Here is a 22090-nt window from a genome sequence, read left to right as displayed (position 1 = left end):
GTAGCAAGTTACTTATCCATTGATAGTTGAGTTTTTTATTGCGTAATACTAAGAGCGGCGAGCAATACGTAATTGGTACAGTAATAAATGACTAAACAATCAAGATGGATAGTATATTTGCCTCCCTGCTACAGGGGGGCTTTTTTATTTTCACCAATCAAAGCTTTTCACATACCCGCAAGTCGACTAATCTTACGGAGCATCAGTTACGTGTCCGTTCCGCAGTGTTCTTGCGCCCTATATACCTAAAACACAATTAGTTAGCCATTATGTTAAAGCGTTTTGTTACCAATCTTAAGCGTCCCTTGCCACTTCATGTACACATCACCTTGATGTTTGTTGCGTTGGTCATTGTCATCTGTGGTGTGCAAATTTGGATTACGCAGGCAAGTTTGAACAAGGTCTTACTCAACGCCAATGAAAACCTATTTGAGAGAATTGCCAGTGAGGCAAGAACGGACTTAAATTACCAATTTTCGCCAGTTTTTACGACGGTGGATACCTATTCGTCCACCGCGCTAGTAAGAGCAAATGATGCACAAGCCAGATTTTCATTTGCGTCTGAGCTTATTTCACAATTGCATACCAACCGATTCCTCACATTATTCGTGGTTGGTTACCCCAATGGTGATTGGTTTACTGTGGTCCGAATTACTAATGAACGTTTGCGTCACCTGATGCAACTTAGTCCAAGTGCAGAATTTGCAGCGTTAAGTTTTGATGCCAAAAGCAACCTCATAGAAAGAAGATCCTATAATGCACAGCAGGTGCACTTATCAAGCGTGACAATACCTTACAACAGTATCGATATTAGGCGTTCTGTTTGGTATCGAAATGCGGCGACAACGAAAACTCAAGTATCTGAACCGTATTTCATGCCCATTATAGGACAAAGCGGTATCTCTATTTTTCGACGTGCAACAAACGGAGCCGTATTTGGTGCCGATCTAACCCTGAGTCAGGTGTCGAAAGTACTTCAAGATGCGACAGAGGCAAGAGATGCGCTTCGCTTATTGTATGACGATGAAGGGCATGTGTATGGCTTTAGTCAGCCCGAGTTGTTTGATGTCAGGGATGCTATTCGAAGCACGAGCACACTCACTGTTGATGATATTGCCCACCCGCTGATCAATAAAACCTTGCGACATAGAAAATTCGGTGAACCCGCGAGGGAGGTCCAATACAAGGGCGAGAGATGGGTGGTGAAAGTTGACCGATTTGAAGGGACAGACCAACAAAATTTTAACCTAGCGATGGCGGTAAAAGCGGAACAGTTACTGAAAGATGCGAATAGTGTCGCTCGGTATTCTTTAGTGGGTTCGTTTATTGCGTTGCTGTTCGCGTTACCGTGCATCTATTACATGTCTCAGTGGTTGGCAAAACCTATACGCCAGGCCAGTGAGAAAGCAAAATCAATTCAACATTTTAGATTCAATGATGGTTCTCAAAACACATCCCAAGTAGCTGAAATAAAAGAAATGTCTGACTCGTTCTCAGCAATGCAATCCACGATTCGACGTTTTCTGTCCCTCACCAATTCAATGGCAAAAGAATATGACCTAGAGCGATTGCTTGCACTAGTTTGCAGTGAAACCGCTGAAGCAACTCATGCGAACAGTACCTATATTTACCTTCTAAATAATGAGGAAACGTTGCTGGAACTTCGTTTCATCAAGTTAAAAAGCCACGATGATGTTGAGCTTGCAACCGTTCCGTCTTTGCGACTGGATGATCCGCTACTGCAAGGTGATTTAGAGCGGCTTTTCAGACAAAAAAAATCGGTTTACGTACCGCATGATGAAGTCAGTGAACTCGTAAAAAGAGATAGTGAAACAGACAGTGTTTTGTTCATCCCTCTTATTGACCGACAACAAAAAGTGATAGGGGCGTTAGGGCTCGGTTTTGATAAAGCACATGAAGATTTTGTGTTGATGGAAAACCTTGAATATATTGAAACGCTTGCTGCTTATGCCTCGGTGACTATCGAGACACAGGCGATGCTGGCAAGTCAGAAAGCGCTATTGGATTCGTTTATTCAAGTCATGGCGGAAGCGATTGATACCAAATCACCTTATACCGGCAACCACTGCCAGCGTGTCCCTGTGCTCACTGAGATGTTAACAATGGCTGCGCAACAGCAGGAAAAAGGGCCGTTTGAGGCCTTTTCAATGACCAAAGAACAATGGGAAGAGCTGCATGTCGCCGCTTGGTTGCATGACTGCGGAAAAGTGACTACACCAGAACATGTCATTGATAAAGCGACCAAACTGGAAACGATTTATAACCGTATTCATGAGGTGCGGATGCGGTTTGAAATACTTAAGCGAGACGCTGAGTTGAGCATGTACAAACGCTATTCCACCAATTTAACGTCAGAGCAATGGCAGGAGTTGGAGGCGAAGAAACAACAAATAGATGACGATTTCGCCATCATCGCGAAAGCGAATACCGGTGATGAGTACCTCACCATCGAGGCTCTAGAGCGAATCAATGCCATCGCAAAACAAACATGGACAGCAACGATTGATTCTCGCTTAGGGTTATCGTGGGAAGAGTTATCCCGGTATGACACGTCAGTATCGATAGTAGGCAACAAAGAACCGATATTAAGCGATGGTGTGCAGCATCTGGTGGCGTGGGAAAAAGATCCAGAAAGAGAGCCTAGGTTTGTTATTAAGCCTGGCGAGCATCAAAATAACTTGGGTGAGCTCTATAACTTATCGGTGCGCAAAGGCACGTTAAACGAAGAAGAGCGTTATATCATCAATAGTCACATGATTGCGACATTAAGAATGCTGGAACGTTTGCCCTTTCCTAAGCACATGACCAATGTTCCGTTATTGGCAGGCAGTCACCACGAAAGGATTGATGGAAAAGGGTATCCACTAGGGTTAGTTGCAAGCGAGCTTCCTGTCGCCGCCAGGGCAATGGCGATTGCCGATGTCTTTGAGGCATTGACGAGTCAAGACCGGCCTTACAAGCAACCTAAAAAGTTGTCAGAAACCTTGGCGATTATGAGGGTGATGGTGAATGATGGGCATTTAGATGGTGCCCTTTTTGAGTTGTTCCTGACATCTAACGTCTATTTAGATTACGCGCAAGTGCATATCAAACTTGAACAGATAGACGTCAAGGATGTACAACCCTATTTATCGACGAAGAAAGTGTGAAATAGAGAAAGCTAACCTATTCTTCTTATTATCATAATAATAAGCAGGGAAGGCTTAATGGCTGAGGGAAATAAGTGGTGGAGTTGGTCTAGGTTAAGGTATCCACTACACGTTCACATTACTAGCCTGTTCTTAGCCATTATTCTCACGGTTAGTGGGGTACAAATTTGGTTAACTCAAAATGGATTGAGTCAGGTCTTATTAGATGCGAATGAACATCTGTTTGATCGTATTGCTAAAGAGACACAATCCAATTTAGCCATTCATTATCAGCCGGCATTAGCTATCGTGGAAGCCTTGTCTCAAGGAGAATTATCTCGGCATCAAGATGCTAATGAGCGACTCGGTGCTATGCCTGAGATGATCAGCCTTCTCTCATCAAGCCCCTATGTATTATCTTATTCTATGGTCTTTCCTAGTGGCGATTTTCTCATTGCTTACCAACCCTATAACCCAATGATGCGAGCGGCATTAAAGGTTAAGCCTGAAACGAAGTTTATTGTATTTAACTACTCGAACGCTGATAACCGGTTGATGAGTTACGAGTTCGATAATACGTATCAAGTGGTTAAGACAGAATTAAGGACTAAGTTGCATTTTATTCCACAAGACCAACAATGGTACAAGGATGCAATTAGGGATGAATTGTTACTTTCAGATCCTTATTATTTCCCGTTGATTGATAAAATAGGAACGACATTTTCTAAACGAGCGGCCAATGGCGCTGTGGTTGCAGCGGACCTTACTCTTGAACAAATATCGAGTGTCTTGGCTGAATCGGTCACAAGAAAATCTTCTTTTCGAGTGCTATTTGATGGAAGTTACCGATTATATGCTTACAGCAATCCAACACTCATTGATGTCGAAGAGGAAGTACGGAAAAGTGGTTATTTACACCTTGATGATATTGCGAATCCCGTCGTGAAAGAAGCCGTTTCCAAAATAGGTTTAGTGGTAAACCGCTCCGTTCAATTTGAGGCCTTAGGTGAGACCTGGATTGGCCGTATAGAACAATCCCCCAGTCATTCCGGACACAACCTGTATTTATTGATGGTAGTGAAATCGGATGAACTGCTTGGGAAATCACAAGCTATCGCAAAAACGTCCATTTATGCCTCATTGATTGTTTTATGTGTGTCATTACCTTTTGTTTATGCCATTGCTCAACGCATATCCAATCCGATAAAAATCGCCACAGAGCGAGCACGACGCATAGAACGATTTGATTTTAATCTTGGTGGAGTGAAAGGCTCTTATATAAAGGAAATACACGAACTTTCGCTGTCGTTGTATGCAATGCAGCAAACCATTGCCAGTTTCTTAACGCTCACTAAAAATATCGCCAAGGTTCAAGATCTTGAAAGGTTACTGGAATTACTGAGTAGCGAAGCATTGCAATCGACAGGCGCGACCGTCAGTTATCTTTATCTTTGCGACGCCAGTACGAATTTGAAGCCACATTGCGTGTTAACGAAAAGCGGTGATGTCCTCGATGTCGAGTCGTTGAAGACTATTGACATAAATGATTCAGAATTAGAAGCATTTAAATATCGTGTTCTCACCAATAAACAGCCGATTGTTTATGAATACCACGCCGCCCAAGCACTAGTAGATGGCATGTTGAAAGATGAGTCATTTCTTTTTATTCCGTTATTTGATAGACGCGAGCACTTATTAGGTGGTTTTGGGTTGTTGGTGGATTCAGCAGCGATTGATGACCTTCTCAAACGCAAAGGGCCGTACATTGATGCTTTAGCAGAGTATGCGTCGGTAGCGATTGAAACGAAGCAGATACTCGAAGACCAGAAAGCGCTCATGCAGTCATTTATCGAGGTGATGGCTGGGGCGGTGGATACCAAGTCACCATATACCGGAAATCATTGCCAACGAGTGCCCGTGTTGACGGAAATGTTGACACAAGCGGCAGTCAATTCTCAGTCTGAGGCTTTTAATGATTTTACACTCAGCGAAGATCAATGGCAGGAGTTGCATTTAGCGGCATGGTTACATGATTGTGGAAAGGTCACGACGCCGGAACATGTTGTAGATAAAGCAACGAAGCTAGAAACAATTTATAACCGAATCCATGAGGTTCGCACTCGTTTTGAAGTATTAAAGCGCGATGCTCATATTGCAACGCTGTCGAATGCGTTGGGTAGGCCATTAGAGGGGCACTATAAGCAGAGCCTAGAGAAAGAGTGGCGGCAGTTGGACGACGATTTTTCTTTTATTGCTCAAATCAATCTTGGTGGCGAGTTCCTTGACGACGACGCGATTGCTCGTTTGCACGTTGTTGCTCAAAAGCAGTGGAAAAAAACAATAGATGAACGCTTAGGGCTTTCTTGGGAAGAGCGTAGCCGATACGGTGACGAAGCGTTTGAACCTGGAGCAAGTGAGTCTGTGCTGGTCGATGCGAGTGCACACAATGTGCCATGGAAGCGGCAGTTGGTTTCTGACAAGCGCTTTAATTTGAAGAAGCCAGATTATCAAAACAGATTGGGTGAGGTCTATAATTTATCCATTAAGAGAGGGACGTTGAATGATGAAGAACGCTATATCATTAACAATCATATTGTAGAAACCATAAAGATGCTAGAGAGCTTACCGTTTCCTAAATCAATGAGTAATGTGCCGAGTATTGCTGGCGGACATCATGAAAAAATAGATGGAACAGGATACCCACTTGGGCTCAATGGTGAAGATATGCCGGTAACTGCACGGATTATGGCACTTGCCGATGTTTTTGAGGCATTAACCAGTGCGGATAGGCCGTACAAGACTCCGAAAACACTTTCAGAATCTCTGCGTATTATGTCTTTCATGGTAAAAGACAATCACTTAGATCAATCGTTATTTACGTTGTTTTTAGAGTCCGGTGTTTACTTAGTCTTTGCTGAAAAATTCTTAAAAGCCAGTCAAATTGATGACGTCAATATTGCGGATTATTTATAAATGTCCGCAAGGTTATTGCACGTGGTAATTGGGGGAATTAGATTGAGCGCATGCTCAATGCATGTGCTGGCAATAGATCGATTTGTAAGTAATGGTATTTTTATAAAACGCTGATGCAGCTTTGGTTAAATTGTGGACCAAAACTGTATTACTGCGGGTAAGCTAATTAATTTAGAAAAACGAAAAACTATATTATCTCGGAACAATGTCATCTCGAGAAATAGCATCACCTAAAGTACAATATTATTAATAAAAACAATACCGTACGATGGTGTATGTTTGTTAGAACGGCATGACACGATTGCGGCCAGAGCGTTTTGCATCGTAAAGTTGCTTGTCTGCTCTGCCGACTAGGTCTTCGTAGGTATCTCCCTCTGCAAACTCAGCGACCCCAAAAGAAGCCGTCACATTGCCCATTTTATTGCCTGTTTTTCGATCGGTAATGGCCATTTTTTCTATCGATAACCGAACCGCTTCTGCCATTTGGCGAGCTACACGCAACGATTTGTTTGGCACGATCAGGGCAAACTCCTCACCACCAAAGCGGTAAGCACTGATGCCTCCCTTGCAGGCTTGTTTAAGGCGCTGAGCAATGCCTTTTAAGATGGTGTCTCCAAATAGATGCCCAAGATCATCGTTGAACTTCTTAAAGTGGTCAATATCAAGAAAAATTAGGCTCATTGGCTGTTTGGCATCGCAAAACATCGTCAGATCGGTGTCAAAGGCCCCACGGTTATAAATGGACGTCAAACTATCAAACATGGCATTGCATTGTACTTTTGCTAGCTGTGTTTTAAGGCGGCTGATTTCGTCGCTGGCATTTTTAAGTTGATTGTGAATAAAGTCAGTTGAGTGCCGAATATCATTCGCATCGTCGACAAGATCCTGTATCAGCGGCATGACTTCATCCAGTGTTGGATTATTGTTAGCATCGATGCTGGAACTAATGTCATCAAAGCTTTTGCTTAAGATCTTCGAAAAGTCAGAGGTGTCTGAAATGGCGTCGGTCATTGAGCTGGAGACTTCAGTGACCAATGCTTCCAAGTTTGTTTTCAAGTGAGTTAGATCTACTGTCGCTTTGCCGGATATGTGTTCTCGATATAACTCGACGGAACGAACGGGAGGCAGCACATTATGCTCGGTAAGAAGAGAGTCTACTTCATGGTTTAGCTCTGGAATCGTTTGTTCAACGTAGGTGTACCACAAAGCATAATTGGCAGGCGTCGCAGGCACATGGTGTTTAACCATCAGTGGTACTGCTTTTTTCAGATTCGCGGCTGATTTTTGGAAATCGTTTTTTTTCATGGTTTCTTACTAGTCCCTAACACATTTTTCCATTTGCGAATTGTTTGAATGTGACAAGTACAGATTGACAATGCGCTGCTCTAGGTTGTGATTATCTAATGAGTTCTTTAATTTGTCACTTTTGATTACTCAGTTTTTGAAAATGGACCTCATTTTTGATTCAAAAGCTTGGTGTTTACCCTGTTTTATTCTTTTATTTATTGATGCTAATTATTGTAAATTGAGGATGAAGACAATATTTGGATTGGATTGGAAGTAATAAAGTCGGGTTTATCAAATTATGGAATCATTTTGACATAAACGACAATTATCCAAGATAAACTGCACGCTGTTGTCTGTATTTATCTATCATTGACATTAAGGACTGTTTATAAGGAGTATTCATGCAGTTATCGATATATCAGGTAAATGCATTTACTAGCGAACCCTTTAAGGGGAACCCCGCTGGTGTTTGTATTACAGAGTCACCATTACCGGCATCATTGATGTTGTCTATTGCCAAGGAAATGGCTATATCAGAAACTGCGTTTTTGTCACTTTCTGATAATCGACTCCGTTGGTTTACGCCCAAGGTTGAAGTGGCGTTATGTGGTCATGGAACATTAGCCACAGTCAAAGTCATGGACGAAAAAGGCTTACTTGACGCAGATGGTAAGGTTACCTTCCACACCTTATCGGGTGATCTTCATGCGCAGAAAACAGGTGAACGTATCTCGCTCGACTTTCCTTTATATCGTGCAGAAGAAACCTCAAAAAGCACACAACATAAATGTGAAGCGTTAGGCCTAAAACAAGATGATGTGGTGTTCTGGGGAGAATTTGAGGGAGGGAAAGATTTTGTCGTATTGAAGCATGAAGAGCATTTGCGTCAGGTTACACCAAATTATCACCAGCTCGTGGCATGCGAAGGTCGCGCGATGGTGCTTACCGCACAATCGAACCGTACCGACATTGATTTTATTGCCCGTTATTTTGCTCCATGGGTTGGTGTTGATGAAGACCCAGTGACCGGTTCCGCGTATTGCGCATTGGCGCCTTACTGGGCTAAGCAACTAAATAAATGCTCACTTGTCGGTTACCAAGCCTCAGAGCGTGGTGGCTATGTCGCGATGATGCTGAAAGAAGATAGAATTGAGTTGACCGGTCAGGCCGTCACGTTGATCCGTGGTGAAATCAGTGTCTGATAATACAGTGCTTGATAAAACTATATTCAATGAAAGCCCATTGAATGAAACTCAGCTTAGTGAGGCCGCATTTAACGAGACTTGGAAGCCCGCATTACTGAGATTTATTCAACAGGAAATGGTGACGGATGCGGCACATGATATTCAACATGTTGCTAGAGTGGTCAATACTGCGACCCGCCTTTCTGAGACAGAAGGTGGCGATTTATGTGTCGTGCTGCCAGCGGCATATCTGCACGATTGCTTCACTTACCCCAAAGACCATCCTGACAGAAAACACAGCGCTTTTATCGCCGCGGATAAAGCCTGCGAATTTTTATCGAGTATTCATTACCCAAATCAGTATTTAAACGCTATTCATCACGCCATCGTTGCACACAGTTATTCTGCAAATGTGGCACCGACTACGCGTGAAGCCATGATCGTGCAAGATGCCGATCGGCTTGATGCGTTGGGGGCGATTGGGATAACACGTTGTATTCAAGTATCGGCGAGTTTACAGCGAACCCTGTATTCAAATGACGACCCATTTTGCCGTGAGAGAACCCCCGACGATAGTCAGTTTACGCTGGATCATTTTTATACCAAGTTGTTTTCGATTTCAGACACAATGAATACCTCGGCAGGTCATGCTGAAGCACAAAACCGAGTCGAATGTATGCAATATTATTTAGCGCAGTTAAGCAGAGAAATATCATGATTGAACACCAGATGGATAGGAAGCGATTTGTGTACAGTAAAGAGGGTCAGGAAGGCGTATTAGATTACAAACTGACGGGCAATACGGTTAACTTTACTCATACGTTCGTTCCGGATGCCTTTCGCGGTCAAGGTGTAGCTAAACAGTTGGTAGAAGAAGGGTTGAGCTGGGCGCGAGAGCAGCGTTATGACATTGAAGCCGACTGTTGGTATGTCGCTAAAGCTTTAAAATAGAAAGATTTATGTCGCTTCATTTCGGCTAAAAGCTCAAAGCTAAAGCAAGCAAATAGAGAAATAAAGAAAAGGGATGCCGGCTGAGTGGCATCCCTTTTTAGTCTTACCTTTGGAGCCTATCTCTTAACTTAGGCAACCACGATAAAGAATAGGGTAGTAGCAACAATACCGATCAATGCGTATGGAAACTGGGTGGTGGCGTGTTGCATTGATGTACAGCCAGAGCCCTGTGCGGACAGCACGGTAGAGTCACTAAAGAAGCATGAGTGACTCCCTGCCGCAGACGCCGAAAGCATCGCTGCAATGGTAAGGTGCAATGGAACACCAATTTGGTTAGCTAGTGGTAAAATAATTGGCATTGCTACCGCAAATGTTCCCCATGATGATGCTGACGCAAACACCAAGCCACCCGTAATCAAGAAGATCAGTGCTGGAAAATATTGCGCTGACAAGTACGGACTTGCCGTTTCGATAACAAACTGAGTAAGCCCCAGTGAGTCGTTGACGCTCTTTAGCATAAAGCCGCCGATCACGGTTGCTAGAGGTAACAACATCACCTTGATACCGTCATAGACTGCATCAAATAGCTCGTTCATTGTGACGAGTTTTTGGATGCCATAGAAACAGATGGTAAAGACAATGGCGACGAATACGCCTGCTAATAGGTCAATACCAAAATACCAACTCGCACCGACAAGAACAATCATTGGCAGCATGAAGTTGATCAAACCCATGGTTGGATTTGAATGCGCTTTAATGTCAGCGCCAAAATCAATATCGGTGGCGCCATCTGGCTTCACTTGACCCGCTTTTGCTCTCGCTTCTGCCGTTTTCATTGCGCCGAGATCTGGCATTTTGCCCATTGCGACTAAGAATACAATGATGAGGGTAACCCAGCCGTAAGCCATGTAAGGAATGGCTTGTATATAAGCGGCTATCCCTTGACCCGGTTCGGCGACGCCATTCGCTTCTAATAACGAGCTAAAGAAGATGGCCCAAGTGGAGATCGGCACTAATATACAGATTGGGGCGGCCGTTGAATCCACCATATACGCCAGTTTCTCACGAGAAACTTGGTAGCTGTCGGTGATTTTTTTCATCGATGAAGAGATAGCAATCGCATTTAAGTAGTCATCAATAAAGATCAAAATACCGAGGAAAAAGGTCATTAAAAGCGATTGATTACGGCTTTTTACTTTATTGACGAGCATGTCACTGAAACTGAGAATGCTACCGCCTTTTTCAAGAACAGCGATGAGTCCCCCCATCAAACCGCACACGAGAATAATCCATGCAATGGTTTCGTTCATCATGACATCCATAGAAATGCCAACAATCTGTTGAACGGCCTCTGAAGGATTAATCAGTAGAACGCCTGCAATTGTGCCACTAAATAGAGCTTCAACGGTACGGTGCGTAGTCAGAGCGAAGACAAGCACTAAACTGGTGGGTAATAGGCTCATCCACCCATAGCTCTCACCGGGGACGTGATTTAGGCCGATCGTAGTAAAAGTAATGAACAGAAACACAATCGATAAGCTTACCGCGACATGTTTACTGCTTAACTTGAATGGCGCGTCCAGCGCCTTGGTTTGCGTAGTCATAAAAACAAATTCCTTCTGTTATGCCGAGTGTAACATCCAGTCGATTTCTAGCGGCGTGATAATGCGCTCAAACTCAACGAGTTCACTTCGTTTGCAAGCAAGATAGAGGTCAATGAAGTCCTTCGAGAAATATTCACCTAACTCACTGCTTTCTAATTGAGTTAGGGCGTCAGACATACGGGTAGGTAAGTCAACAGCATTATCGCTCAGAGCCGGAGGACATTGATCTTGGTTATAATTATTACTCGCTAATACGGCTGAAAGTACTACGGCAGCGAGAATGTATGGGTTCACATCGGCACCTGCAATTCGGTGCTCTATACGACGGTTTTTACCGTCACTAATGGGAATTCGAAGGGCAACACCGCGATGGTTTTCGCCCCAGTCAGCTTTGGTCGGTACGTACGCACCAGGGACAAAGCGACGGTAGGAGTTAACGTTGGGACATAGCAGCGCCATGGCATCAGAAATGTGCGATAGCATTGCCGTTAGGGTTTGATAAAAGAGCGGACTCGCAGAGTCATCAGATTGGGTGAAGAGGTTGTCACCGTTGCTATCAACGAGACTTAAGTGCATGTGCTGGCCATTGCCTGCTTCTTCAAGGAATGGCTTGGCCATAAAGGTCGCATCAAAGCCATGTTTGTGCGCGACTTGCTTGATAAGACGCTTAGAAAAGATGATTTCATCACACACGCGGAGTACATCTTGAGAATGGTTGAAGTTAATCTCAAACTGGCCCGGTGCCGATTCAGATAGCGCACCTGCAGTATTTAAGCCTTGCTCAGATGCCGCGTTGTTTAAGTCCGCTAGAAAATCAGCGTAATCATCGAGCCCGTCGACATCATAGACTTCTGTGTCGCGTTCTCGACGGTTTTTTGTTGGGTTAATCGCCGTTTGTAGTTCGCCATTTTCACCGCGTACTTTATCAATCAAATAAAATTCAAGCTCTAGCGCAACCACTGGAAATTGATTGTTGCTGTGAAGCTGGCCAAGCATACGTTCAATAATGTTACGGATAAAGAGATGGTGAGGCGTTTTACCATCATCTTCCATCATACTCAGTAAAACCTGGCCGGTTTGAGATTTAGCCGTTGGCAGTAAGCTACCTAGTACAGGGAAACACAGATTGTCAGGTTCACCTAGATCCTCCCCCAGTCCAGCTGACTCAACGACGGCACCTTTTGTATCGAGTGTAATCGTTGATAGAGGAAGCGCGACACCTTTGGCCAGTTTATCGAGCGCATTGACTGGGATTCGCTTGCCTCGTGGTGTGCCATTGAGGTCGGTGAATATAAGGTCAACGTATTCGATTGTTGGCCATTTTTGGCGAAAATTTTTAACTTCCTGTAGATATGCTTCCATCTTTATTACTCCTAATTACCCAACGTAACGTTATTTACACCATGCTGACTTAACAATTTCACTACAAAATCCACGGCAAAGTTAGGGTTATTGATTAAAATTCAATTTAACTTATTGATTTAAAATTGTTTTTAGTTATTTCTGGTTGTTTTTAACTTGTTATCGGTTAACTAATTTGTAACAGTTGATGCTCTTTTGCTCAATATATCGAACGAAATTAGTCTTTTTTTTAACCAAAATGGGGATGCTAGTCACATTTTGGAATCTATTTCGAACAATGGTGTTGATAATTTTGCACGCTGATTGTAGGGTTTTTGTTAAATAAATCGAACATGGATGTAATGATGTCTGAAACTAGAAAACCGATTATTGGACTCGTAAGTTGCAGGAAGTCATTAGGTGGCTACCAGATTCAGTCATTAAATGAGTTCTATCTTCAGGCAATTAAGGATTTTGGCGGGACGGCAATCATTTTGCCTTCATCTATAGAAGCGTCAGAGTTTGACCGTATCGTTGGAATTTGTGATGGATTAGTGTTTCCTGGCAGCCATTCAAATGTCGCACCTCACCGTTATGATGGTACGCATGAAGAAGCCAAAAAAGATGAAGATCGTGATGAATTGGCACTAACACTCATTCGTTACGCGTTAGACAAAAATATCCCGTGTCTGGGCATTTGTCGTGGCTTCCAAGAGATGAACGTCGCGCTTGGCGGGTCGCTTGACCCTGCGGTTCATGAGTCTGGGTATGATGATCATCGTGAAAATCCAATAGAAAACTTTGAAGAGAAGTATGCACCAGCTCATCCTGTATTCGTAGAACCGGGTGGTGTTGTATCTCAATGGTTAACACAAGCCCAATGGAACAATACTCAGTCATTTGAGGTAAACACCCTTCATAACCAAGGGATTAAAACGCTAGCAAGTGCATTACGAGTGGAAGCGAAAGCACCCGATGGATTGGTTGAAGCATTTAGCTTGCCAGGGCAAAAATACTTTGTTGGCGTGCAGTGGCACCCAGAATGGGAAGCCAAACACAATCATTTCTCACAAATTTTATTTAAAGAATTTATTATGTCCGCCTCAGATTGATTTAAGGACCGAATAAATGGACAACCACCAAATTGGTAAAAATATTGCTCAACTTAGAAAAGAGCGTGGATGGTCACAAAGAGAATTAGCAGAGAGAGCCGGCATTACACATAGTGCGATCTCTTCGATAGAGAATGGAAAAGTTAGTCCGTCAGTGAGTTCGTTGCAAAAAATAGTGAACGAATTTTCATTGTCGCTCTCAGAGTTTTTCACGCTGGAGCAACAGAACGAGAAAGTAATCAAGGTATTGGTTAAGCAAGAAGAGCTCATTGAAATAGGCAGTAAGTTGGTCTCAATGAAGCTGGTCAGCAATGGCAGCAACAAACAGGAAATTGGCTTTCTAATTGAGGAATATGCCCCGAATAGCACCACAGGGTCAGCCAATATTAAACATGAAGGTGAGGAAGTCGGCACCGTGTTAGACGGTGAGATTGAACTGGAATACGACGGCGAGACTTATCTTGTGAAAACAGGTGAGTCTTATGTTATCGACACCACGATTCCTCATAAATTTACCAACCACTCCGATAAGGCATGCAGAATGATTAGTGCCCATACGCCTAAAGCATTCTAGCACCTTGAGGTCAGCAAGGAGCGAGTATGAAAACGCAAGAACAATGGATTGAATATAGAGACGCATTAGCGATCGAACAGCGAGCTTTCCTCAACGGTGAGTATTGCAATGCAGCACAAGGTGAGACGCTAGAAGTCGTCAATCCAGCGACAGACGACATCATAGCGAACATCCCTCGCTGTCAGTCTGACGATGTGGATCTTGCGGTTAAGTACGCTAGGCAGGCTTTTATTGATGGAGAGTGGAGTCAAAGTGCTCCTTCACATCGTAAAGAAGTGTTGATGAAGTTTGCTGCGCTCATTGATGAAAACACCGAAGAATTAGCGATGTTGGAAACCATGGATACGGGTAAACCAATCTCGCACAGTGTGTCTACCGATATACCTGGTTCGGCAAAATCCATTCGTTGGTATGCCGAAGCCATCGATAAAGTGTACGGCGAAGTGGCGCCTACAGAAAAAGATGTCCACGCGTTCGTATCCCATCAAGCCATTGGCGTTGTCGCTGCCGTCGTACCATGGAATTTCCCTCTATGGTTGGGCAGTTGGAAACTAGGTCCAGCGCTTGCAGCGGGTAATAGCGTTATCCTCAAACCCTCAGAAAAATCCTCACTCACCGCGATTTTTCTTGGCAAGCTTGCCAATGAAGCGGGTATCCCACATGGCGTGTTTCAAGTCGTGACCGGATTTGGGCATGAAGCGGGCGAAGCTCTTGCTCGACATAATGATGTGGATTGCATCGCGTTTACCGGCTCAACGCGTGTTGCGGGGCACCTAATGATTAGTTCGGGTGAAACCAATCTAAAGCGTGTTTGGGCTGAAGCGGGCGGCAAAAATGCCAATATCGTATTTGAAGATTATGAAAACCTTGATCGCGCAGCAGAAGAAACCGCGGCGGGTTGTTTTTACAACCAAGGTGAAGTGTGTGTAGCCGCAACCCGTCTTTTGGTTCATGAGAGCATCAAAGAGGTGTTTATCGACAAAGTGATCACGGCGGCGCAACGTTTTATGCCAAAAGATCCAATGGATCCAACCTCGGCGATGGGGGCATTGATTGACCGTGAGCACAAAGAAAAGGTCTTAGGCTATTTGAAGTTAGCGCAAGACGCAGGCGCGGTGGTTCGCTGCGGCGGTGACGTTAAGGGTGTTGGCGCATTTGTCGAGCCTATCGTGATTGATCAAGTCGACAATAAAATGCGTGTTGCTCAAGAAGAAATTTTTGGTCCGTTGTTATGCGTCATTTCATTTCAAACAGAGCAAGAAGCTATCGATATCGCAAATGACTCTAAATACGGTCTGGGCGCAGCGCTGTGGAGCGATAACCTAAACCGAGTGCATCGTGTCGCCAAAAAGCTAGAAGCCGGTTCAGTTTGGGTCAACAACTACAACGAAGGCGATATGACCGTCCCATTTGGTGGATTTAAAATGAGCGGAAATGGACGAGATAAATCGATCCACGCCATTGAAAAATTTACAGAAACCAAAACGACGTGGATTCGTCTCCAACCTTAGACCTGTAGCACTTAAGTTTATCAAACGTAAATAAACGAAGTTTAAGGCTATAGCAGCAATAAAAAAGGAATTGAACAATGAATAAACATACTGATTCATACTACGCTGACTCAATTTTAAATGTAAGTGAGTACCCACAACTACGCGATAATATTGAGTGTGACGTATGTGTTGTTGGGGCTGGTTTCTCCGGCCTATCTTCTGCTCTGCACCTGGCAGAGAAGGGCTTTAAGGTAGTTATTCTAGAAAACGCTAAGGTTGGTTTTGGTGCTTCAGGGCGTAATGGCGGTCAGATTGTCAATAGCTACAGCCGTGATGTGGATGTGATTGAAAGCCGTTATGGCGAAAAACAAGCGAAAGCATTGTGTGACATGATTTTTGAAGGCGGCAGCATCATTCGCGGCTTGATTGATAAGCACAATATTGATTGTGATTTCAAACAAGGTGGGATGTTCACTGCGTTGAATTCAAAGCAGATGAAAGGCTTAGAAGAACACAAAAAACACTGGGAACGTTACGGCAATGACCAGTTGAGCTTATTAGATGCGAAAGAAGTGGAATCTGCTGTTGGGACAAGCGCTTACCAAGGTGCCTTGCTTGATATGAGCGGTGGGCATATACACCCATTGAAATTGGCATTAGGTGAAGCGGCAGCCGTGATCGCGCTGGGCGGACGCATTTTCGAACAGTCAGGCGTGACCCGAATTGATAAAGGAGCGAATCCTGTTGCTCATACTGAGCATGGTAGTGTGAAAGCAAAATATATGGTGCTGGCGGGTAATGCATACCTGGGTGGTTTAGCGCCGAATATCAGTAATAAAGCGATCCCTTGTGGTACTCAAGTTGTTGCGACAGAGCCTTTATCAGAAGCGCAACTGCAACAAATTTTGCCGTCAGATTACTGTGTTGAGGATTGCAATTACCTGCTGGATTACTTCCGTCTTAGTGCTGACAAGCGCTTGTTGTTTGGTGGTGGTGTTGTGTATGGCGCTCGTGACCCTGAAAACATTGAATCTTTGCTTCGTCCTAAAATGGAAAAAATCTTTCCACAACTTAAGGGCATTGGGATTGATTACAAATGGACAGGTAACTTCTTGTTGACGTACTCACGCATGCCACAGTTTGGTTCATTTTCTGACAATATCTACTACTTGCAGGGATACAGTGGCCATGGTGTCACCTGTACTCACCTTGCGGGTAAGTTGCTTGCCGAGGCCTTAGCGGGTCATGCTGAACGCTTTGATGCCTTTGCACAGCTCACTCATATTGCCTTCCCAGGAGGTCGCCATTTTGCCATTCCAATGACGGCAATGGGCGCGGCGTATTATAACTTGCGTGACAAGCTTGCCATCTAGGCGGCGTGTACCTTAAGACTCATTCAATAACGTGAAACACACAAAAGAAGCGCCTGCTATGACGGGCGCTCATCAGCCAAGATCAACGAATCGATAAAGGAAGATCCCATGAGTAGAGTAGTAAAATTCGCCGCACTTCAGCTGTCCAAAACGTGGGACCTAGACGCCAATATGGCGAAAATCAAAGGTGCCATTCGTGAGGCCGCTGCTAATGGTGCCAATGTTGTTGTTCCACAAGAGCTGTTTGCAGCCCCTTACTTTTGTAAGAAGCAAGAATCGAAGTATTTTGAGTTGGCCGAAGAATTCGCGACCAGCCCACTGATTAAAACCATGAGTGAACTTGCTAAAGAGCTTAATGTCGTGATCCCTGTGAGCTATTTCGAGAAAGCAGGCAATACCTTTTTTAATTCACTCGTCATGATTGATGCCGATGGCACCATCTTAGAAAACTACCGTAAATCACACATCCCAGATGGCCCAGGTTATAGCGAGAAATACTACTTCAGCCCGGGTGACACAGGGTTTAAAGTCTGGAAAACAAAATTCGGTACCTTTGGCGCCGGTATTTGTTGGGACCAATGGTTCCCTGAGCTTGCTCGCAGCTTGGCGTTGAACGGTGCAGAGGCTATTTTCTACCCAACAGCGATTGGGTCTGAGCCTCAAGATTTGACATTAGATTCGCGCGATCATTGGCAACGTACAATGCAAGGTCACTCTGCCGCCAATCTAGTGCCCGTCGTTGCGTCCAACCGTGTGGGGGTTGAAGTTGATGACGGCATTGAAACGACCTTCTATGGTTCATCGTTTATTACCGACCATACCGGTGGAAAACTGGCAGAAGCGCCACGCGAAGGTGAGACCATTATCTACGCTGAGATTGACCTTCAAGCGACCACCAAAGCACGCCATGCTTGGGGTTTATTCCGAGACCGTCGTCCTGATTTATATCAAGATGTCATGAGTATGGCTCTATAGCGAGGTCATGATGAGACTCACTACGACTCCAAAACAAGATGGTTTCTCTTTTCCGGCTGAGTTTGAGCCGGTAAGAGAAGTATGGTTGGCTTGGCCCGAGCGCAAAGATAACTGGCGCAACGATGCTAAACCGGCGCAACAAACCTTTGCTAATGTGGCTAATGCCATTGCCGACGTGGTTCAGGTCACTGTCGCAGTGACGTCTACCCAATATGAACGAGCTCGTACTCAACTGCATAGTTCAATAAAGCTCGTAGAGATGGCATACAACGACTCATGGATGCGAGATATTGGACCAACAGTGGTCGTGAATGCACGCGGAGAACGCCGAGGAGTAAGCTGGAAATTTAATGCTTGGGGCGGCGAGTATAATGGCTTGTATGATGACTGGAGCGCCGACGACCAAGTGGCGGAGTCAGTATGTGAAGTCGCCGGAATGGATCACTACCAAGCGCCAATCGTGCTAGAGGGTGGTTCTATTCACACCGATGGTGAAGGGACGTTATACACAACCGAAGAGTGTTTGTTGAGCCCCGGACGAAATCCAGAGTTACAACAAACCGATATCGAAAAAACCTTATGCGAATACTTGGGCGTTGAGAAAATAGTCTGGTTACCTAAAGGCCTTTATAACGATGAAACGGATGGTCATGTTGATAACCTTATTCACGTAATTGGTCCGGCAAAAGTGATACTGAGTTGGACGGATGATCCCTTCGATCCACAATTTAAGCTATCTCGAGAGGCTTATACGGCACTGCGCAGTCAAAAAGATGCAAAAGGTCGTGACATTGAGGTGATTAAAATACCAGTTCCTGGTCCCTTGTATTACACCCAAGAAGAAGCCGAAGGGATTGATTCCAGTGATGGCATGGTTCGACAAGAAGGGGAGCGACTAAGCGCATCATACGCTAACTTTTTGATGGTAAATGAACATGTGTTTCTGCCATTGCTTGATGAGCAGTTTGACAGCATCGCGATTGAGATACTAAAAAAAGCGTTACCAAATTTTCATATTGTGGGTATACCTACCAGAGAAGTTCTACTGGGCGGTGGCAACATTCACTGTATAACACAGCAGATCCCTGCTTAATAAATAGGTGTTTTCCGATAAAAGCATGTGGCCTAAGGAAGACAGAAGGAAGGTAATTCAATATGCAGCAAATACAAAATAAAAGCTTACTCTCTTTTATGACTTCTGCAGCAGAGCAGGCTATTGCGGTAACTAACCCCGCCACTGGAGACATTGTTGGCCACGCGCCAGTGTCTAATGAACAAACCTTAATGGACGCCATTGAGCGGTCCCATATCGCCCAAAAAGAATGGGCGAAGTTACCGGCAAAAACACGTGCTGGTATGCTGAATCGCTGGTATCAGTTGATGCTAGAGAACAAAGACGACCTCGCAAGAATTATGACGCTTGAGCAAGGCAAGCCTCTGGCCGAAGCCGCAGGTGAAGTGCTTTATGGCGCCAGCTTTATTGAATGGTTTTCTGAAGAAGCTAAACGCACCTATGGCGACACTATTCCAGGCCCAACGGCAGATAAGCGATTGGTAACAATCAAGCAACCGATTGGGGTGGCGTGTGCGATCACGCCGTGGAACTTCCCTATCGCTATGATCACCCGTAAGGCTGGTCCAGCGCTCGCTGCGGGTTGTAGCTTTATTGTAAAGCCGTCTGATTCGACGCCGCTGTCGGCATTTGCCACGGTAGAATTAGCGTATCAAGCGGGTATTCCTCGCGATGTATTACAGGTGGTATTAGGGGAAAGTTCTCGCAAAATCGGTGCAATTTTCACATCGCACCCGCTCATTCGAAAACTGTCTTTTACGGGGTCAACGCAAGTCGGCAGCGTATTGATGGCGCAAAGTGCGAAGGACATCAAACGCACGTCAATGGAACTTGGCGGCAACGCACCGTTCATCGTTTTTGAGGATGCAGACATCGATGCGGCTATCCAAGGGGCGATGGCCTCTAAATTCCGTAACGCAGGACAGACATGTGTGTGTGCCAACCGATTTTATGTGCATAGCAAGGTGTACGATGAATTCGTTACCAAATTTGATGCGGCGGTTCAGCAACTAAAAGTAGGAAATGGTCTGGATGAAGGCGTGAATGTGGGCCCTGTCATTAGTGAATCGGCTAAACAAGGGATTCAAGCGCTTATTGACCGTGCCATTGAGCAGGGTGCGACCCCTACGTCAGAGTTGCAAAAGCTGGATGGTTTGTTCATGCAACCTGTCGTACTTAAAGATGTGACCCATCGTATGGACATCATCCAAGAAGAGATCTTTGGTCCGGTTGCACCGGTTGTGCGTTTTGAGACGGATGAAGAGCTGATTGAGATGGCGAATGATACCATCTATGGCCTAGCATCTTACTTTTATAGTCAAAACATCCATCGTGTTTGGAAGGTCGCGGAAGCGCTCGAGTACGGCATGGTGGGAATTAACGAAGGCATCATCTCTACAGAGTTAGCACCATTTGGTGGCGTGAAACAATCGGGCATTGGGCGTGAAGGCGCAAAACAGGGTATCGACGAATATATGGACGTTAAATACCTGTGTTTTGGTGGCAACTAAGAAGGACAATTAAAATGAACAATCAACAATTACACCAAAGAAGAAATCAAGTCATTGCCCAAGGCATGGGTGCGCTGTACCCACTTTACGTAACGAAAGCGGATAATGCTTTGGTCTGGGATGTCGATGGTAACAAGTATATTGACTTTGCTGCGGGCATTGCTGTCACCAATACTGGCCACTCGAATAAGCGCATCTCTGAGGCAGTGAAGGCACAGATTGATAATTTCTCGCATACTTGTGCGATGGTGACGCCGTATGAGTCATTCGTGGAGTTGGCCGAAAAACTAACCGATATTGTCCCGGGTGATACTCAGAAAAAAGCGATTTTCTTAACAACAGGTGCTGAAGCGGTAGAGAATGCTGTCAAGGTTGCTCGTGCTCATACGGGCCGCAGTGGAGTCATTGCCTTTAAAGGTGGCTTCCACGGTCGTACCAATATGACGATGGGTTTAACGGGCAAGGTTGCACCTTATAAGGCAGGCTTTGGACCGTTCCCCAATGAAATTTATCACGCACCGTATCCGAATGAGTACCACGGTGTGTCGATTGAGCAAAGCCTTCAAGCTCTACAAGATTTGTTTGCCTGTGATATTGAACCTAGCCGAGTCGCTGCGATCATTTTTGAACCAGTACAAGGCGAAGGCGGCTTTTATCAAGCACCGCCAGCCTTCGCACAAGCGCTGCGTAAGCTGTGTGATGATCACGGTATTTTATTGATTGCTGATGAAATTCAAACAGGGTTCGCTCGTACGGGTAAAATGTTCGCGACTGAATACTTGGGAATTGAACCGGATATGATGACGCTAGCCAAAGGGATTGCTGGTGGTTTTCCAATCTCTGCATTAGTCGGTAAGGCACATGTCATGGACTCTGCGTTGCCAGGTGGTTTAGGTGGCACTTATGCAGGTTCACCTCTTGGATGTGTTGCGGGTCTTGAAGTGCTTAAGATCATCGAAGAAGAGCAGTTATGCGTAAAAGCGCAAGGGATCGGTGAAATTGTAAATTCTCGTATCAATAAACTAAAAGAAACCGTGCCGGCAATTGGCGAAGTCCGTACGATTGGCGCGATGATGGCCATTGAATTTACTGACCCTAACACGGGCTTACCTGGTCAAGATATAACGAAAGCGGTCATTGGGAAGGCGCAAGAAAATGGCCTGATTTTATTATCATGTGGTGTAAAAGCGAATGTCATTCGCCTCTTACCACCGCTAACGATAGAACCTGAAATTCTGGCTGAAGGTTTAGATAAGCTAGAAGCAATAATTCAAGACGTTGCCAAATAGCAATTACGTCTTTGGAGCAAACGATGATGTGAGCCGTATACTTAATTGATATCATCGTGATAAAGCAAAGCCCCCTCGATTCGAGTCCGAGGGGGCTTTTTTAATCGTTACTACAGATGTGATATTGCGATGTCGTAATGACGTAATGTTGGGGCTGCCGTGAGTGATTGGCACTACGAGTGATCCAAGCAAAAAGCGTTCT

Annotated in this window: 16 protein-coding genes; 13 read left to right on the top strand and 3 right to left on the bottom strand. The window is 44.7% G+C overall.

The window, feature by feature from the left end:
- Positions 1-269 precede the first annotated feature (269 nt).
- Positions 270-3170, top strand: coding sequence for an HD-GYP domain-containing protein (locus ACE1OE_RS02470; RefSeq protein WP_449209989.1), 2901 nt, complete (start codon positions 270-272; stop codon positions 3168-3170).
- A 57-nt stretch (positions 3171-3227) separates the two neighbouring features.
- Positions 3228-6122 carry an HD-GYP domain-containing protein gene (locus ACE1OE_RS02465; RefSeq protein WP_449209988.1) on the top strand — a complete coding sequence of 965 codons (2895 nt, stop codon included), beginning with the start codon at positions 3228-3230 and terminating at the stop codon, positions 6120-6122.
- Positions 6123-6404: 282 nt separating this feature from the next.
- Here ACE1OE_RS02465 and ACE1OE_RS02460 read toward each other — a convergent pair whose 3' ends face one another.
- Positions 6405-7427 carry a GGDEF domain-containing protein gene (locus ACE1OE_RS02460; RefSeq protein WP_372062458.1) on the bottom strand — a complete coding sequence of 341 codons (1023 nt, stop codon included), beginning with the start codon at positions 7425-7427 and terminating at the stop codon, positions 6405-6407.
- 383 nt (positions 7428-7810) lie between these two features.
- Here ACE1OE_RS02460 and ACE1OE_RS02455 point away from each other — a divergent pair, with 383 nt between their 5' ends.
- The 3 genes from ACE1OE_RS02455 (at position 7811) to ACE1OE_RS02445 (ending at position 9544) form a co-directional block, all read left to right on the top strand.
- The gene (locus ACE1OE_RS02455) at positions 7811-8611 is read left to right on the top strand and encodes a PhzF family phenazine biosynthesis protein (RefSeq protein WP_449209987.1); all 801 of its coding nucleotides are present in this window, start codon (positions 7811-7813) and stop codon (positions 8609-8611) included.
- A 118-nt stretch (positions 8612-8729) separates the two neighbouring features.
- A complete protein-coding gene (locus ACE1OE_RS02450) occupies positions 8730-9311 on the top strand; it encodes an HD domain-containing protein (protein ID WP_449210104.1) in 582 nt (193 codons plus the stop codon).
- Positions 9308-9544 (top strand): GNAT family N-acetyltransferase, encoded by a 237-nt coding sequence (locus ACE1OE_RS02445; RefSeq protein WP_372062460.1) that lies wholly within the window; start codon positions 9308-9310, stop codon positions 9542-9544. The genes ACE1OE_RS02450 and ACE1OE_RS02445 overlap by 4 nt, the downstream gene beginning before the upstream one ends.
- A 128-nt stretch (positions 9545-9672) precedes the next feature.
- On the opposite strand, the gene ACE1OE_RS02440 is transcribed toward ACE1OE_RS02445, so the two are convergent.
- Both ACE1OE_RS02440 and ACE1OE_RS02435 read right to left on the bottom strand, forming a co-directional pair.
- Entirely contained in the window at positions 9673-11148 is a 1476-nt protein-coding gene (locus ACE1OE_RS02440; protein WP_372062461.1) for a Na+/H+ antiporter NhaC family protein, read from the bottom strand.
- 18 nt (positions 11149-11166) lie between these two features.
- Entirely contained in the window at positions 11167-12510 is a 1344-nt protein-coding gene (locus tag ACE1OE_RS02435; protein ID WP_372062462.1) for a glutamine synthetase family protein, read from the bottom strand.
- A gap of 344 nt (positions 12511-12854) precedes the next feature.
- Here ACE1OE_RS02435 and ACE1OE_RS02430 point away from each other — a divergent pair, with 344 nt between their 5' ends.
- The 8 genes from ACE1OE_RS02430 (at position 12855) to gabT (ending at position 21888) form a co-directional block, all read left to right on the top strand.
- The gene (locus ACE1OE_RS02430; RefSeq protein ID WP_449209986.1) at positions 12855-13601 is read left to right on the top strand and encodes a gamma-glutamyl-gamma-aminobutyrate hydrolase family protein; all 747 of its coding nucleotides are present in this window, start codon (positions 12855-12857) and stop codon (positions 13599-13601) included.
- Positions 13602-13617: 16 nt separating this feature from the next.
- Positions 13618-14175 carry an HTH-type transcriptional regulator PuuR gene (gene puuR, locus ACE1OE_RS02425; RefSeq protein WP_102468982.1) on the top strand — a complete coding sequence of 186 codons (558 nt, stop codon included), beginning with the start codon at positions 13618-13620 and terminating at the stop codon, positions 14173-14175.
- Between the two features lie 26 nt (positions 14176-14201).
- Positions 14202-15686 carry an aldehyde dehydrogenase gene (locus ACE1OE_RS02420; RefSeq protein ID WP_449209985.1) on the top strand — a complete coding sequence of 495 codons (1485 nt, stop codon included), beginning with the start codon at positions 14202-14204 and terminating at the stop codon, positions 15684-15686.
- A 77-nt stretch (positions 15687-15763) separates the two neighbouring features.
- Positions 15764-17041: an NAD(P)/FAD-dependent oxidoreductase gene (locus tag ACE1OE_RS02415; protein ID WP_449209984.1), complete on the top strand. Its 1278-nt coding sequence runs from the start codon at positions 15764-15766 to the stop codon at positions 17039-17041.
- Between the two features lie 108 nt (positions 17042-17149).
- Positions 17150-18016: an N-carbamoylputrescine amidase gene (aguB, locus tag ACE1OE_RS02410; protein ID WP_372062465.1), complete on the top strand. Its 867-nt coding sequence runs from the start codon at positions 17150-17152 to the stop codon at positions 18014-18016.
- Positions 18017-18026: 10 nt separating this feature from the next.
- Positions 18027-19109, top strand: coding sequence for an agmatine deiminase (aguA, locus tag ACE1OE_RS02405; RefSeq protein WP_449210103.1), 1083 nt, complete (start codon positions 18027-18029; stop codon positions 19107-19109).
- 62 nt (positions 19110-19171) lie between these two features.
- Positions 19172-20599: an NAD-dependent succinate-semialdehyde dehydrogenase gene (locus ACE1OE_RS02400; protein ID WP_449209983.1), complete on the top strand. Its 1428-nt coding sequence runs from the start codon at positions 19172-19174 to the stop codon at positions 20597-20599.
- 14 nt (positions 20600-20613) lie between these two features.
- Entirely contained in the window at positions 20614-21888 is a 1275-nt protein-coding gene (gabT, locus tag ACE1OE_RS02395) for a 4-aminobutyrate--2-oxoglutarate transaminase (protein WP_449209982.1), read from the top strand.
- Positions 21889-22090 lie beyond the last annotated feature (202 nt).

Source organism: Vibrio sp. E150_011, from assembly GCF_053544015.1.
Note: the sequence above shows the minus strand (reverse complement) of the source record. Positions and strands in the feature narration are given on the sequence as shown.